The sequence below is a fragment of the Qipengyuania thermophila genome (assembly GCF_004153605.1).
Classification (GTDB): domain Bacteria; phylum Pseudomonadota; class Alphaproteobacteria; order Sphingomonadales; family Sphingomonadaceae; genus Qipengyuania_B; species Qipengyuania_B thermophila.
In genome coordinates, this window is record NZ_SDSI01000002.1 from 478115 (window position 1) to 492628 (window position 14514).

Sequence of the window (14514 nt, forward strand, 5' to 3'; positions counted from 1 at the left end):
CGCCGCGGGCGGTCACGTGCCCTTGCGCCGGGCCATGAAGGCGAGCCGCTCGAACAGCATGATGTCCGCCTCGTTCTTGAGCAGAGCCCCGTGGAGCGGGGGAATGGCCTTTGTCGGGTCGCGGTCCTGCAGCACCTCGAGCGGCATGTCCTCGTTGAGCAGCAGCTTCAGCCAGTCCAGCAGCTCGCTCGTCGACGGCTTCTTCTTGAGACCGGGCACGTCGCGCAGGTCGTAGAAGACGTCCAGCGCCTCCTTCACCAGCCGCTGCTGGATGCCGGGGAAATGCACGGCGATGATCGCGCTCATCGTCTCGCGGTCGGGGAAGCGGATGTAGTGGAAGAAGCAGCGGCGCAGGAACGCGTCGGGCAGTTCCTTCTCGTTGTTGGAGGTGATGACGACCACCGGCCGCTCGCGCGCCGTGACCCGCTCGCCCGTTTCGTAGACATCGAAACTCATCCGGTCGAGTTCCTGCAGCAGGTCGTTGGGAAACTCGATGTCGGCTTTGTCGATCTCGTCAATGAGCAGCACCGGCAACCGTTCGGACGTGAACGCTTCCCACAGCTTGCCGCGGCGGATGTAGTTGCGGATGTCGTGCACCCGTTCATCGCCGAGTTGTCCGTCGCGAAGGCGCGCCACCGCGTCGTATTCGTAAAGCCCCTGCTGCGCCTTCGTGGTGGACTTCACGTGCCACTCGATCAGCGGCGCATCGAGAGCCGTCGCGATCTCCTGCGCCAGCACGGTCTTGCCCGTTCCCGGCTCTCCCTTGACCAGCAGCGGCCGGCGCAGCGTGACCGCCGCGTTCACCGCGACCTTGAGGTCATCGGTGGCGATATAGCTCTGCGTACCTTCGAAGCGCTGCATCATGCCCTTGTCCGTGCTGCCAGTGGAGGGGCCGGACTACTGCCGCCGCCTTGTCCTCACAAGTGCCCTTGCCGTGGCAGCGCAAGGATGCGCTGCGCCAGCGCGCCAAGGCGGACCGGATCGACCGGCGCGTCGGGATTGTTCCAGCCCAAGGTCAGCATGTGCCAGCGTTGCTCCCGGTCCTGCAGCAGCCAGGTGAGGTTGAGCACCCCCGGCTCCGAACCGCCCTTGAAGCCGACATACCGCCAGCCCGCGGCAGCCTCCTCGGTCATGTTGCGGTTTGCGGCCAGCAGCGCCCGCGCGGTCGCGAAGCGCGGCTCTGTCAGGGTTTTCAGAATGCGGCGAAGGCTTTGCGGGCTGGCGTGCCATTCGATCGCGTCCGGGGCGAGCGGCGCCCCGGAGAAGGCCGCTGCCACCGTGCTCGCCGCCGGCCCGGAACGCGGCAAGGCTTCAAGCATCCCGCGCCGCTCGGCTTCCGCAGCGCTCGCATAGCGGGCGCGAAGCCGCGGGTCGGCCTTGAGCACGAAGAACTCGCGCGTCATCAGGAAGGGCAACGACCGTCCGCCATCGCCGCCGGCGTCCCGCCATTCGCGCTCGACCGCCTCGCGGCCGAGCAGGGCGATGAGCTGATCGGTGGCGGTGTTGTCGCTGATCTGAAGCATCAGCGTCGCGAGCGACTGCACGGTCACCGGCGCGCCCTGCGGCCAGTCCTGCATGACGCCGCTCGGGTAGGAGCGCACGGACAGGGGCACGACTTCGTCCCAGCGATGCCGCCCCTCGTCGACGGCACGCGCCGTCGCCGCCAGCACGAACAGCTTGAAGGTCGAACCAAGCGCCAGCGGCCGGTCCGCCCCGACCTCCAACCACGCAACGCCGCCATCAACCGGACCGAACCACGCATTCACTCGTCCGGGCAGCGCGTCGAGTTCCGTCCGCACGGCATCGAGGCTGTCATTCGCCGTCTGGAAGCGCTGCACCAGCAGCCCATTCACACGGTGCGGCTCGGCCGGTTCGATCGACATCACTCCGTGTCCGGTCGCCCGCGCAAAGCGCAGCGTCACGGCGGCACTGTGCGCCCCGTTGGGGGTGACGCTGTCGATGCCGATGAACGCGCCGTGCGCGCCCTCCAGCTGCTGCACAAGCCTCTTCAGCTGAGCCTCGCTGACCTGGGCGAGAAAAACCGGGGCAAAGACCTCTGCCGCCGGACGCTGTCCCCGCAGCACGGCGGACACGTCGGATGCGCGCCGCTCGAGCGGCGATCGCGGTGCCGCCTCAGCCTGAACCGTCGCCGCCGCAGGCCCGAGCGGCAGGATGCCGACCGGCCCCGAAAGGCCGATCAGAAGAACCGAGAGAAGGGTGCGTGTGCCTCGAGTCATCATTCGTCCTTCCCAAAGGTGGCTTGGCTTTCAGGCGTCGATCAGGTCGCGGTCCACGTCCCCTGCGCGGTTCTGAATGAAGTTGAAGCGGTGTTCGGGATTGCGGCCCATGAGCTGATCCACCAGTTCCCGCACACCGGCCTGCTGCTCGTATTCCGGCGGCAGGGTGATGCGGATGAGGCTGCGGGTGGCCGGATCCATCGTCGTTTCGCGGAGCTGTTGCGGGTTCATCTCGCCCAGCCCCTTGAAGCGGGCCACCTCGACCTTGCGGTTGCGGAACACCGTGCGCTCGAGTTGGGCGCGGTGTTCGTCGTCGCGCGCATAGCGGCTGTCCTTGCCGCTAGTGAGGCGGTAGAGCGGCGGCTGGGCGAGGTAGAGATGTCCCTGCCGCACGAGATCCGGCATCTCCTGAAAGAAGAAGGTCATCAGCAGGGTGGCGATGTGCGCGCCGTCGACGTCGGCATCGGTCATGATGATGATGCGGTCGTAACGAAGCGCCTGCGGATCGCAGTCCTTGCGCGTTCCGCATCCCAGCGCCAGCACCAGATCGGCGATCTCGCTGTTGGCCGCAATCTTGTCGCGGGTGGCGGAGGCGACGTTCAGGATCTTGCCCCGGATGGGCAGGATGGCCTGGGTGCGGCGGTCGCGTGCCTGCTTGGCGCTGCCGCCCGCCGAGTCGCCTTCGACGATGAACAGTTCGGTGTCGCCGCCGCCTTCGCCGGTGCAGTCGGTCAGCTTGCCGGGCAGGCGCAGCTTGCGTCCGCTCGTCGCCGTCTTGCGCTTGATCTCGCGCTCGGCCTTGCGGCGAAGCCGTTCGTCCATCCGCTCCAGCACCTGTCCGAGCAGGGCCTTTCCGCGGTCGGGATTGTCGGTGAGGAAGTGGTCGAAATGGTCGCGGATGGCGCCTTCGACCAGCCGCGCGGCCTCGGGCGAGGTCAGCCGGTCCTTGGTCTGCGACTGGAAGGACGGATCACGGATGAACACCGAGAGCATCACCTCGGCACCGTTCATCACGTCGTCAGCCGTCAGGTCGCGGGCCTTGCGCTGTCCGATCAACTCCGCGAACGCCCGCAATCCCTTCACCAGCCCCGCGCGCAGTCCCTGCTCGTGCGTTCCGCCATCGGGCGTCGGAATGGTGTTGCAATACCAGCTCGTCGCGCCGTCCGAATAGAGCGGCCAGGCGATCGCCCACTCGACCCGCCCCTGAGGCTGTCCGTCTTCTTCGGGAAAGTCCTGCGTGCCGGCGAACGGTTCGGCGGTGACGCAGGCCCGGCCGTCGAGCTGTTCCGCGAGGTGATCCGCCAGCCCGCCGGGAAAGCGAAAGGTCGCCTCCTCCGGCACGCCGTCGCCCGCAGCCTCGGGCGTGCAGCGCCAGCGGATCTCGACGCCGGCGAACAGATAGGCCTTGGACCGGGCGAGGCGGAACAGGCGCTTGGCGCTGAACCGCCGGTCGCCGAAGATTTCCGGGTCGGGCGTGAAGGTGATCGTCGTCCCGCGCCGGTTCGGCGCCGCACCGGTCTGCTCGAGCGGGGCGAGCGGCAGCCCGCGGCTGAACTGCTGCACATAAAGCTGCCGGTCGCGTGCAACCTCCACCCGTGTGTGCTGCGACAGGGCGTTGACGACGCTGATCCCGACGCCGTGCAGGCCGCCGCTGGTCGCGTAGGCCTTGCCGGAAAACTTGCCGCCCGAATGCAGTGTGCACAGAATGACTTCCAGCGCCGACTTGCCGGGGTAACGCGGATGCTCTCCGACCGGAATGCCGCGGCCGTTGTCGGAGATCACCAGGGTGTTGTCCGGTTCGAGACGCACCTCGATGCGGGTGGCGTGGCCGGCGACGGCCTCGTCCATGGCGTTGTCGAGCACCTCGGCGGCAAGGTGATGCAGCGCGCGGTCATCCGTCCCGCCGATGTACATGCCCGGCCGCCGGCGGACCGGCTCCAGCCCCTCGAGCACCTCGATGGCAGAAGCGTCGTAATCGCCGCTCTCGAGCGGCAGCTTGTCGAACAGGTCGTCGGTCATCGCCGCCGTCCTATCGCGGGCAGGGACGGGTGGTGCAAGGGGGGCAGGGGTGGCTGCCTCAGTTCGCGAAGCGGGCCGGTGCGGGGTCGACGACAGTCACTTGCCCGGCGCGCACCTGTCTTACCTCGAGCATGCGCTGCGCGGTGCCGCGACGGTCGAAGCGGAAGGCGCCGTCCAGGCCGAGGAAACCGGCGGGATCGGCAAGGCTGCGCTGAGGAAAGGGGCGGCCGAACCGCCAGTCGTCGCCCACCGCCAGCGCCAGCAGCACGGCGTCGTAGCCGAGCGTCGCAATGCGATAGGGCGCGGCACCGAATCGCGCCCGGTAGCTGTCGACAAACTGCCGGTAGCGCGCGTCCGACACGGCCGAGAAGATGGCGCCGCGCAGCGCGGGATTGTTGGCGACGCTCGCATCGCCGGACCACAGCTCGTTGCCGATGATCTGCACGCCCGTTCCCAGCTCACGGGACGCACGTCCGGCCCGCTCCGGCGTGTCGGCGATGAACACGGCCTGCAGACGGTTCGCGCTCCGCAGGCGCCGGGCCGCGCTGACGATGGAGGTGTTGTTGCGGGCGAAACGCTCGACGCCTGTCAGCGTCCCGCCGGCAGCCGCCACGCTGCTGCGGAAGGCAGCCTCGGCGCGTTCGCCGTATTCGCCTTCGGGAACGAGGGCCGCGAAGCTTGTCGTGCCCTGCTGGCGCGCCCAGCGAACCGAACGCTCGACCGACTGCTCCGGTCCGGTGCCCATGATGAACGCTCCGGTGCCCCCGCGCGCGGCATCGTTCGAAAAGCTGATCACCGGCACGTCGCGCGACCGCGCGACAGAGACGACCGGGCCGACTTCATCCCCGAACAGCGGACCAAGGATCAGGACATTGCCATCCTGCAGCGCGGTGCTGGCCGCCGCGGCTGCGCCTCCCTCGGCCGCGGTGTCGTAGCTGGTGATCCGCAGGGTCTGCGCGCCCGTGTCGATGGTCGCCATCTGCGTGGCATTCACCAGCGCCTGTCCCACCCCAGCCTCCGGGCCGGACAAGGGCACCAGCAGCGCGATCCGGTGGCGCCCCTGGTCCGAGGGCAGCACGCTGGCACTGGGCAGCGGCACCGGCGCCCGTTCGGCCGGAGCGGGAACGGACGTGCGGGGAACGACGGCGCACCCGGCCGCCAGCAGCGACGCCGCGAGGACGACCGTTCGCCGGGTGACCGCCCGGGCCGTGCTGCGCGCCTTCACGCTTGCCGCTCCCGGACAAGCTGTTCATGGTGAGGCGCATGAGCCATCGTCGCGATCCTTCTGCCGAGCGCCAGCGCGGGGACGCGATGTCCGGCCCGCTGGCGCCAGGGCTTTACATTGTCGCGACACCGATTGGCAATCTGCGCGACATCACTCTGCGCGCCGTGGACGTGCTCTCACACTGCGAGCTTGTCGCCTGCGAGGACACGCGCGTGACCGGCCGCCTGCTGCAGCACCTTGGCGTGTCCCGGCCGTTGCAGCGCCTCGACGATCATGCCGGCGAGGCGGTTCTCGACACCGTGCTCAATCGCGCCCGCACCGGCGCGGTCGCGCTGGTCAGCGACGCGGGAACCCCGCTGATCTCCGATCCCGGCTTCCGGCTGGTGCGGGAGGCGCGCCGTCGGGGCCTGCCGGTGTTTGCCGTGCCCGGCCCCGCTGCGGCCATGGCGGCGCTGTCGATCGCCGGACTGCCGACCGACCGCTTCCTTTTTGCCGGTTTCCTGCCAGCGAAGGAGGCCGCGCGCGCGGAGGTGCTGCGCGAATTGCAGTCTGTCCGGGCCACGGTGGTCTTCTACGAAACCGCGCCGCGGCTGCTGCGGTCGCTGTCGCAGCTGGCCGAACTGTGGCCGGACCGCGCCTGCGCCGTCTGCCGCGAACTGACCAAGCTGCACGAGGAATGCCGCACGGGTTCGGCCGCCGAACTTCTGGCGCATTTTGCCGAGCATCCGCCCCGGGGTGAGATCGTGCTGCTGGCCGGTCCGCCGGTGGACCGGCCTGTCGCGCTGGCGGACGCCGACGACCTCCTGCGCGAGGCGCTCGGACGGTCCAAGCCGTCCAAGGCGGCAGCGGAGGTGGCGCGCGCGACGGGTCTGGACCGGCGCGAACTGTACGCGCGGGCGCGGACCCTGACCGGCGGATGACGCGGCGTGCTGCGGAAAGGGCGGGCCGCGACGCCGAGGCGGCGGCGACGGCATACTTCCTCGCGCGGGGATGGTCGGTGCTGGCGGTCCGGCGCCGCACGCCGGTTGGCGAGATCGATCTGGTCATCCGCCGACCGGGGCTGGTCGCGTGCGTGGAGGTGAAGTGGCGGCGGCAGGCGCGCCGGCTTGGCGAGGCCATCGACGAGCGCCGCCTGATGCGCGTGGCGGCGGCGGCGGAGGCGGTCGCGGCCGAGTACCTCCAGCCGGGCGACGACCTGAGCATCGACGTGCTTCTGCTCAGCCCGGACACCGTGCCTCAACATCTCGCCAATGTCTGGCAGCCGTGAGCGCCGCCGGGAAAGGATAGCTGACCATGAGCTTGCGTGTGGCCGTGCAGATGGACCCGCTGGAGTCCATCAACATCGCCGGGGACTCCACCTTCGCCCTGATGCTTGCCGCGCAGGCGCGCGGGCACCGGCTGTGGCATTATGCGCCCGCCGCGCTCGCCTATGAGAGCGACGGGGATGGGCGGGAAACACTTCACGTCGAGGCGCGGCCCGTCGAGGTGCGCGCCCGCCCCGGCGACCATTTCACCGCCGCGGCGCCCGAGCGTCTCGACCTGCGCGAGGATGTCGACGTCGTCCTGATGCGGCAGGATCCGCCTTTTGATCTCGGCTACATCAGCGCGGCGCTGCTTCTCGACCGGATCAAGGATCGCACGCTGGTCGTCAACGATCCGCGCGAAGTCATCAATGCGCCGGAAAAAATGTTCGTGCTGAACTTCAGGGACTTCATGCCGCCGACGCTGGTGACGCGCAGCCTGGCCGAGATCCGGCGTTTCCAGGCCCGGCACGGCGCGATCGTGGTCAAGCCCCTGCATGGCAATGGCGGCAAGGCGATCTTCCGGATCGACGCGGACGGCACCAACCTTGCCGCCCTGTCCGAAGTGTTCGACCAGCTGTGGCCGGAACCGCACATGGTGCAGCCCTTCCTTCCCGAGGTGCGGCAGGGCGACAAGCGGATCATCCTTGTCGACGGCGAACTTGCGGGCGCCATCAACCGCCGCCCCGGCGAGGGCGAGTTCCGCTCGAACCTGGCGCAGGGCGGAAGCGCCGAAGCCACCGCTCTGACGGAGCGCGAACACGAAATCTGCGCCGCCATCGGCCCGGAACTGCGGCGCCGCGGATTGCTGTTTGTCGGGATCGATGTCATCGGCGGCCGATGGCTGACCGAAATCAACGTCACCTCCCCGACCGGCATCGTGGCCGTGGACCGCTTCAACGGCACGGACACCGCTGGCCGGATCTGGGACAGCATCGAGGCGCGCTGTCGCGCCCGCACCTAGCGGCGTGGCAGGGGGCGAGGTGTCACTGCCGGAAAAAAGAGCGCGCGCTTCATGCATGACTTCGTCGTCGATCTGATCGACCGGCTGGGGCTGGTCGGCATTGCCCTGATGATGATGCTTGAGAACATCATCCCGCCTCTGCCTTCGGAAGCGGTCATGGGCAGCGCCGCGCTTGCCATCGAAGAAGGGCGGATGCAGTTCTGGCCGGTGCTCGCGGCGGGCACCATCGGCACGCTGGCGGGGAATTTCTTCTGGTTCTGGGTCGGGCACCGCTACGGGTACGAGCGGCTCGAGCCGTTCATCAACCGCTTCGGCAGGTGGCTCACCGTGGAGTGGGAGGACGTGGAAAAGGCGAGCGCCTTCTTCCGCCGGTGGGGTCACTGGCTGGTGCTGGTCCTGCGCACCACCCCGGTCATGCGCACCCTGATCTCGCTTCCCGCCGGGCTGTCGCACATGTCGGTGACCAAGTTCGTAATCTTCACGAGCATCGGCGCGGCGACGTGGAATGCGCTGCTCATCGGCGGCACCCGCTGGATCGTGCGTCATTTTCCGGGGTCGGAGGATCTGATCGGCTGGCTGATCGTCGCCATCGCCGTGCTGGCCGTGGCGGGCTATCTCTATCGCCTCGCCACCTGGAAGCCCCGTTCGCAGCGCCCCTAACGGCGCCGTTCGCGCGGATGCGCGGCTGTGTAGGTCTTCAGCATCAGCTCGGCGTCGACTCCGGTGTAGATCTGTGTCGAGGACAGCGAGGCGTGACCGAGCAGTTCCTGAAGGCTGCGCAGGTCCGCGCCCCTTGAGAGCAGATGCGAGGCAAAGCTGTGGCGCAGCGCGTGCGGTGTCGCACTGGACGGCAGGCCGAGCACCGGCCTCGCCGCCGCCAGCACACGTCGCACGATCCGCGGGTCAAGTGGACCGCCTTGTGCGCCGCGGAACAGAGGGGCGTGAGGGGGCAGGGGGAACGGGCAGAGCCGCGCGTACGTGGCCAGCGCCTCGCGCACGACCGGCAGGAGCGGCACGACGCGCTGCCGCCCACCCTTGCCGGTCAGGATGAGGGTTTCGCCCGCCGCCGCATCCGCGCCGCGCAGCGACAGAGCTTCCGCCACGCGCAGGCCAGCACCGTAGAGCAAAAGCAGAACCGCCCGGTCCCTCGCCGCGATCCAGGGTGCGCTGGCGCCCGCGTCCACTGCCTCGAGAAGTCCGGGCATCGCCTCTGCCGGCAGAGGGCGCGGGAGCCGGCGCGCGGCGCGCGGCGCACGCAGGCGGGTCTCGCTTGCGGGCGGAAGCCCGGCTTCCTTTCGGCAGAAGGCAAGGAACGCCCGGATCGCCGACAGTTCGCGGGCGGCCGAGGCGTTTCCGATCCCGTCCTCCCGGCGCCGGGCAAGGTGCATCCTGAGATCGGAGGCGCCGAGTGCAGCGATCGCCGCGGCATCGCTTGCGCCGCAGCCGGCTAGCAGCCGTTCTGCCACGCCGGCATAGGCGCGCACCGTGTGGGGCGAGCGGCGCAGAACGGAGCCGAGATGCCGCCGCCATCTTTCCAGCAACGCCGCCTGCTGTGCGTTCATGCAGTCACGGTCCGTTGTGGCTCGCACCGGACGATCTCGCCAAGCACCGCATCCAGCAGCGGCATCCCCTGCTCGGTGAGCCAAAGGCGATCGCAGGTGTGCCGAAGAAGGCCGAGCGTCTGCAGATGCGCCATCCGCCTGTGGTCGAGCGCACCGTCGACAGCCGCTCCGAAGCGGCGGCGCAGGCGGCCCAAATCGACACCCTCGGTCAGCCGGAGCCCCATGAGCAGCGCCTCGGTTACGCACTCGTCGATGATTAGCCGGCGTTCTTCCTGGATGCCGTGGCCGCTGTTGCGGATCGCGGCGAGGTAGTTCTCGGGCTTCCGGTGGCGCGCGGTCGCCACGCCGCCGCGGCGGCCGTGCGCGCCGGGTCCGACGCCGTGGTAATCCTCGTAGCGCCAGTAGGTGAGGTTGTGACGGCTCTCGCATCCGGCGCGGGCATGGTTGCTGATCTCGTAAGGACGCAGCCCGGCGTCCGCCGCAAGCTGGCGGGTCAGGGCGAAGAAATCGGCCTGAAGATCAGGGTCGGGCATGACGAGCACGCCCCGCCTCGCATCCGTGGCGAACCGCGTGCCCGGCTCGATGGTCAGCTGGTAGAGCGAGAGATGCTCGGTCCCGTAGGCAAACGCCGCAGACAGCTCGGCCGCCCAGTCATCGAGGGTCTGGCCCGGGCGGCCATAGATGAGGTCAAAGCTCACGCGCTCGAACCGGGCGCACGCGGCGTCGAGAGCCGCCCGCGCTTCCGCAAGCCCGTGCGCGCGCCCGAGCAGCCGGAGGGCGGCCTCGTCAAGAGCCTGGATGCCGGCCGACAGCCGGTTGATCCCCGCCGCTTCAAGCTCCGCAAAGGCGCGCGTCTCCACGCTGGACGGGTTCGCCTCCAGCGTGATCTCCACTCTCTCCGCAAAGCCCCACAGCCGTTCGGCTTCGCTCAGCAGAGCCGCCACCGTACTGGGCGGCATGAGGCTCGGCGTGCCTCCGCCGAAGAACACGCTGCGCAGCGGCCCCTGTCCGCCGACGGCGTGTTCATGCCGCAGATCGGTCAGCAGCGCCTCGGCCCAGGCGGCCTGGTCGACCCGGTCCCGCACGTGGCTGTTGAAGTCACAGTAAGGGCATTTGCTGAGGCAGAAGGGCCAGTGGATGTAGAGCGCCTGCGCCATGGAGGAACCCGCCTAGCGACCGAACTGCTCGCGCGACAGTTTCGCGAACGCGTCTGCGCGGTGCGACATGGAGTGTTTGGCGTCCGGCGCCATTTCGCCGAAGGTCTGCTCATGGCCGGCCGGCACGAACATCGGATCGTAGCCGAACCCGTTCTGTCCCCGCGGCGGCCAGACGAGATCGCCGTCGACCCGCCCCTCATAGGCGACGTCCGAGCCGTCGGGCCACGCAATCGCGAGCACGCAACGGAAGCTCGCGCGTCGCGACGCGCCGGCGCCAAGTCCCTGCAGCAGCCCCTCGACCTTGCCCATCGCGAGGTTCCAGTCGCGCCCGGGCGGGCCTTCGAACCACTGACGCTGCGCCCAGTCGGCCGTGTAGACGCCGGGCCGGCCGTCCAGCGCGTCGACGCACAGCCCGCTGTCGTCGGCGAGCGCCGGCAATCCCGCAGCTTGAGCCGCGGCCCGCGCCTTGATGAGCGCATTGTGGACGAACGTCGTGCCCGTCTCCTCAGGCTCGGGCAGCCCCAGGGCTCCCGCCGCCAGACAACGCATCCCGAACGGCCGCAGCAGCGCGTCGATTTCGGCCAGCTTGCCGCGGTTGTGCGTCGCGATGACCAGCGAACCGGCGGCGAGGCGCGGCGTCATCCCCGCACCGCCTGCTGCTGCCGCACGAAGATCTCCTCGCAGCCGATGCGGGCGAGGCGGAGCATGCGTAGCAACGCCTCCTCGTCATAGCACGCCCCTTCGGCCGTCGCCTGCACTTCGGCGATCTTTCCCCCTTCGATCAGCACGAAATTGGCGTCGGCGTCGGCCGTGGCATCCTCCTCGTAGTCCAGGTCGAGCACGGGGTGCGCGCCCACGATCCCTGCCGACACGGCCGCGACCCGGCCGATGATCGGATCCTCGGCCAGCGCCTTGCGGGCAAGAAGCGCGTCCACGGCGATCCTCATCGCGATCCATGCCCCGTTGATGGCTGCGGTGCGCGTCCCGCCATCCGCCTGCAGCACATCGCAGTCGAGCGTGATCTGACGCTCGCCGAGCTTGGCCAGATCAACCACCGCGCGCAGCGACCGGCCGATCAGGCGCTGGATCTCCTGCGTCCGGCCGGACTGCTTGCCCTTGACCGCTTCGCGCTGGCCACGCGTGTGGGTGGCGCGCGGCAGCATCGCGTATTCGGCCGTCACCCAGCCCTGGTTCCTGCCGCGCAGCCATGGCGGCAGGCGCTCCTCCACGCTGGCGGTGCACAGAACGCGCGTGTTGCCGATGCTGAAAAGGCACGAACCCTCCGCGTGAATGGTGTAGCCGGTTTCGACGGCGATGGGCCGGATCTCGTCGAAGCTGCGCCCGGAAGGCCGCATTGTCATCTCCTTTGAAAGCGGCAGGCCGTGCGAAGCAGGAAAACGTCCGGCCGGCAGCCCACCATTTGCGGCTAGAGCATGGGGAGGGGGCAGCGCAAGGCGCGTCTCGTGCACGGATCCGTCCCCGCGCCGGGCCGGATTGCGCCGGTGCCCCGGCAGACTAAGATTGCATGCCATGGCGCCGCACCCTCTTGCAGACCTCACCGAACGAGCGCAGACGATCTTCCGTCAGGTGGTCGAAACCTACCTCGCCAGCGGGCATCCCGTCGGCTCGCGCCTGCTGGCCGACCAGGGCGGGATCAACCTGTCGCCGGCCTCGATCCGCTCGGTGCTGGCCGACCTCGAGGCGATGGGGCTGCTTGCCGCACCGCATGTGAGCGCCGGGCGCATGCCGACGACCGCCGGGTTGCGCCTGTTCGTCGATGCCATGCTCAACGTGGGCATGCCCTCGCCCGGAGAGCAGGCGGTGATCGAGGAGCGGCTGTCGGAATCACGGCAGGTGGACGAGGCGCTTGAGGAAGCCAGCGCGATCCTCTCCGACCTTTCGGGGGCGGCGGGCATGGTCATGGTGCCGCGGCGCGAGACGGTGCTGGCCCAGTTCAGCCTCGTGCCGCTCTCCGGCGGGCGGGCGCTCGCCATCATGGTCGGGGAGGACGGGCAGATCGAGAACCGCATGCTGGACCTGCCGGCGTCCGCGGCTCCCGCCGCCCTCGAACAGGCGGCGAACTACATCAATGCGCGGCTCGTCGGCCGCACGCTGGGCGCTGCCGCGCGCCTTGTGGAAGAGGAACTGCGCGACCGACGCACGGCGCTCGACGAAGCCGCCCGCGATCTGGTGGAGCGCGGCTTGGCGCAGTGGAGCCATGATGCGGCCTCGCGTCCGGTGCTGATCGTGCGCGGACAGGCCCGGCTTCTCGACGAGACGGCGCTGTCCGACCTTGACCGCGTCCGGCAGCTGCTCGACGATCTCGAGAACAAGCAGGCCATCGCCGACCTCCTCGACCAGGCACGCGAGGCCGAAGCGACCCGAATCTTCATCGGCGCCGAAAACCGGCTGTTCGCGCTCACCGGCTCGGCCGTCATCGCGTCTCCGTACCGCGACCGCGAGGGCCGCATCATCGGCGTGCTCGGAGTGGTCGGTCCGACCCGGTTGAATTACGGTCGCCTTGTGCCCATGGTGGACTTCACCGCCCGCTCTCTGGGCAGAAGAATTGGGTGAAATTCACGTGATGACCGATGATGCGAATGGGCGTCCCGCCGAGGATGCCACCCTGGATCCTGCCGGAGACAGCCGGCGTCCCGCGAACGACCTCCCGCAGGACGAAGGATCGCCCGACGACGATCCTCTCGCCGCCATGCAGGCCGAACTCGAGCAGGCGCGCCAGGACGTTCTCTATGCGCGGGCCGAGACGCAGAACCTGCGCCGCCGCATGGAAAAGGATGTCAGCGACGCCCGAGCCTATGCCGCAACCGCGTTCGCCCGCGACGTCCTGTCGGTGTCGGACAATCTCAACCGGGCGCTGGACGCCGTGCCCGAGGAGCTGCGCGCCGATGCGCGCCTCGCCAGCCTGCTGACCGGCATCGAGGCGACGCAGCGCGAGCTCGACAAGGTGTTCGCGCTTCACGGCATCACCCGCATTGCCGCGGTCGGCCTGCCCCTCGACCCGAACCAGCACCAGGCCATGCTGGAGATCGATGACGAGGAGGCCGAGCCGGGCACCATTGTGCGGGAGCTTCAGCCTGGCTTCATGATCAAGGACCGGTTGCTGCGTCCGGCGATGGTCGGGGTGGCGCGCAAGCCCTGAGCCGGACGCCGCGCCTGGCTGAAGGAACCAAGTGAGTTCAAGCTCGTCCTCGTTGCGACAGGGAACGAGGAGACAGAACATGGCAAGCAAGATCCTGCTCGCGCCGGCACTGGCGCTGTCCACCATCAGCCTTGGCGGCTGTGCACAGAACTACGCGGTCGAAGGAGCGGGGCTTGGCGCCGCGGCCGGCGCGGGGATCGCGGCGGTCACGGGTGGCAACGTCGTGTCCTACGCGCTCGCCGGCGCCGCAGCGGGCGGCCTGGCCGGGTATTTCGTCGACAAGAACGGGCGCTGCGACGGATATGACAGTCGCGGGTATCTCGATGCCGACTGCTTCGGCACCGCCGGCTATCCGGTCGACCCGCGCCGCTGACGCCGACGTTCCGGGTCGGACGCGAAGAGGTCACAGCGTCGCGCCGGGGAACCGCACCAGTTGATCATAGGCAGCCGCTTCGCCGACGCCGGCCAGGCGGCTGCCACGCCGCAGCAGGAAGGCGTGGCGCACGATCTCGGCCTGCTGCTCGATGCCGTAACGCTCGAGGGGCCAGCCGGGGCGCAGGCTGTAGGAATAGGGCGCCCACGGCATCCGGCGCAATGGCAGATACCATCGGCCGCGTGTCTGCGCCTGCCAGACATGGGTGAGTTCATGGATGAAATGCCCCTGAAGCGCGAGCGGCGCGGTGCCGAAATCGTCGCAATACGCGCGCGACCGGGGATGGAAGTGCAGATGCCCGCACGGCGCCATCGTGACATTGGCGGGCTGGAGGGGAAACCATTTGCGCCGGCGGATGGTGACCTGGTCCGCATCGATGGCTGCGCCGAACACCTGCCGCACGAGCGCGCGCTCGCCGGCGGTCAGGCCGCGCATGCCGCCGGCCGGACAGGGCAC

General features: G+C 69.3%; 16 protein-coding genes. 7 read left to right on the top strand and 9 right to left on the bottom strand.

What is annotated here, in order from left to right; all coding sequences use genetic code 11:
* Positions 1-12 precede the first annotated feature (12 nt).
* Genes ETO60_RS06640 through ETO60_RS06655 form a run of 4 tightly spaced genes read right to left on the bottom strand, consistent with a single transcriptional unit; the run spans position 13 to position 5481 of the window.
* Entirely contained in the window at positions 13-861 is an 849-nt protein-coding gene (locus ETO60_RS06640; protein WP_130004633.1) for an AAA family ATPase, read from the bottom strand.
* 56 nt (positions 862-917) lie between these two features.
* Positions 918-2240, bottom strand: a complete 1323-nt coding sequence (locus ETO60_RS06645; RefSeq protein WP_130003933.1) for a serine hydrolase — start codon at positions 2238-2240, stop codon at positions 918-920.
* A gap of 27 nt (positions 2241-2267) precedes the next feature.
* Positions 2268-4256 (bottom strand): DNA topoisomerase IV subunit B, encoded by a 1989-nt coding sequence (gene parE, locus ETO60_RS06650; RefSeq protein WP_130003935.1) that lies wholly within the window; start codon positions 4254-4256, stop codon positions 2268-2270.
* A 58-nt stretch (positions 4257-4314) separates the two neighbouring features.
* A complete protein-coding gene (locus ETO60_RS06655; RefSeq protein WP_199798842.1) occupies positions 4315-5481 on the bottom strand; it encodes a penicillin-binding protein activator in 1167 nt (388 codons plus the stop codon).
* A gap of 38 nt (positions 5482-5519) precedes the next feature.
* On the opposite strand from ETO60_RS06655, the gene rsmI reads away from it, so the two are divergent.
* The 4 genes from rsmI to ETO60_RS06675 are packed head-to-tail and all read left to right on the top strand — an operon-like array spanning position 5520 to position 8406.
* Positions 5520-6401, top strand: coding sequence for a 16S rRNA (cytidine(1402)-2'-O)-methyltransferase (rsmI, locus tag ETO60_RS06660; protein WP_234026371.1), 882 nt, complete (start codon positions 5520-5522; stop codon positions 6399-6401).
* A complete protein-coding gene (locus tag ETO60_RS06665; protein WP_130003938.1) occupies positions 6398-6748 on the top strand; it encodes a YraN family protein in 351 nt (116 codons plus the stop codon). The genes rsmI and ETO60_RS06665 overlap by 4 nt, the downstream gene beginning before the upstream one ends.
* Positions 6749-6774: 26 nt before the next feature.
* Positions 6775-7746, top strand: a complete 972-nt coding sequence (gene gshB / locus ETO60_RS06670; protein ID WP_130003940.1) for a glutathione synthase — start codon at positions 6775-6777, stop codon at positions 7744-7746.
* 51 nt (positions 7747-7797) lie between these two features.
* Complete coding sequence (locus tag ETO60_RS06675) at positions 7798-8406, top strand: DedA family protein (protein ID WP_130003942.1); 609 nt, start codon at positions 7798-7800, stop codon at positions 8404-8406.
* On the opposite strand, the gene ETO60_RS06680 is transcribed toward ETO60_RS06675, so the two are convergent.
* The 4 genes from ETO60_RS06680 to rph are packed head-to-tail and all read right to left on the bottom strand — an operon-like array spanning position 8403 to position 11820.
* Positions 8403-9308: a tyrosine-type recombinase/integrase gene (locus ETO60_RS06680; protein ID WP_130003944.1), complete on the bottom strand. Its 906-nt coding sequence runs from the start codon at positions 9306-9308 to the stop codon at positions 8403-8405. The genes ETO60_RS06675 and ETO60_RS06680 overlap by 4 nt on opposite strands.
* Positions 9305-10465, bottom strand: a complete 1161-nt coding sequence (gene hemW / locus ETO60_RS06685) for a radical SAM family heme chaperone HemW (protein ID WP_130003946.1) — start codon at positions 10463-10465, stop codon at positions 9305-9307. Before hemW ends, ETO60_RS06680 begins: the two co-directional genes overlap by 4 nt.
* Before the next feature lie 12 nt (positions 10466-10477).
* Complete coding sequence (rdgB, locus tag ETO60_RS06690) at positions 10478-11107, bottom strand: RdgB/HAM1 family non-canonical purine NTP pyrophosphatase (RefSeq protein ID WP_130003948.1); 630 nt, start codon at positions 11105-11107, stop codon at positions 10478-10480.
* On the bottom strand, positions 11104-11820 hold the full coding sequence (gene rph, locus ETO60_RS06695; RefSeq protein WP_130004639.1) for a ribonuclease PH: 717 nt from the start codon (positions 11818-11820) through the stop codon (positions 11104-11106). The genes rdgB and rph overlap by 4 nt, the downstream gene beginning before the upstream one ends.
* Before the next feature lie 175 nt (positions 11821-11995).
* Between rph and hrcA the strand changes: the two genes are divergently transcribed.
* The 3 genes from hrcA to ETO60_RS06710 all read left to right on the top strand — a co-directional run bounded on the left by hrcA (position 11996) and on the right by ETO60_RS06710 (position 13998).
* A complete protein-coding gene (gene hrcA, locus ETO60_RS06700; RefSeq protein ID WP_130003950.1) occupies positions 11996-13039 on the top strand; it encodes a heat-inducible transcriptional repressor HrcA in 1044 nt (347 codons plus the stop codon).
* 10 nt (positions 13040-13049) lie between these two features.
* Entirely contained in the window at positions 13050-13625 is a 576-nt protein-coding gene (locus ETO60_RS06705; protein WP_130003952.1) for a nucleotide exchange factor GrpE, read from the top strand.
* Between the two features lie 79 nt (positions 13626-13704).
* Positions 13705-13998, top strand: coding sequence for a glycine zipper domain-containing protein (locus ETO60_RS06710; RefSeq protein ID WP_130003954.1), 294 nt, complete (start codon positions 13705-13707; stop codon positions 13996-13998).
* Between the two features lie 30 nt (positions 13999-14028).
* On the opposite strand, the gene ETO60_RS06715 is transcribed toward ETO60_RS06710, so the two are convergent.
* Positions 14029-14493, bottom strand: a complete 465-nt coding sequence (locus ETO60_RS06715; RefSeq protein WP_130004641.1) for a vgr related protein — start codon at positions 14491-14493, stop codon at positions 14029-14031.
* Between the last annotated feature and the right edge of the window lie 21 nt (positions 14494-14514).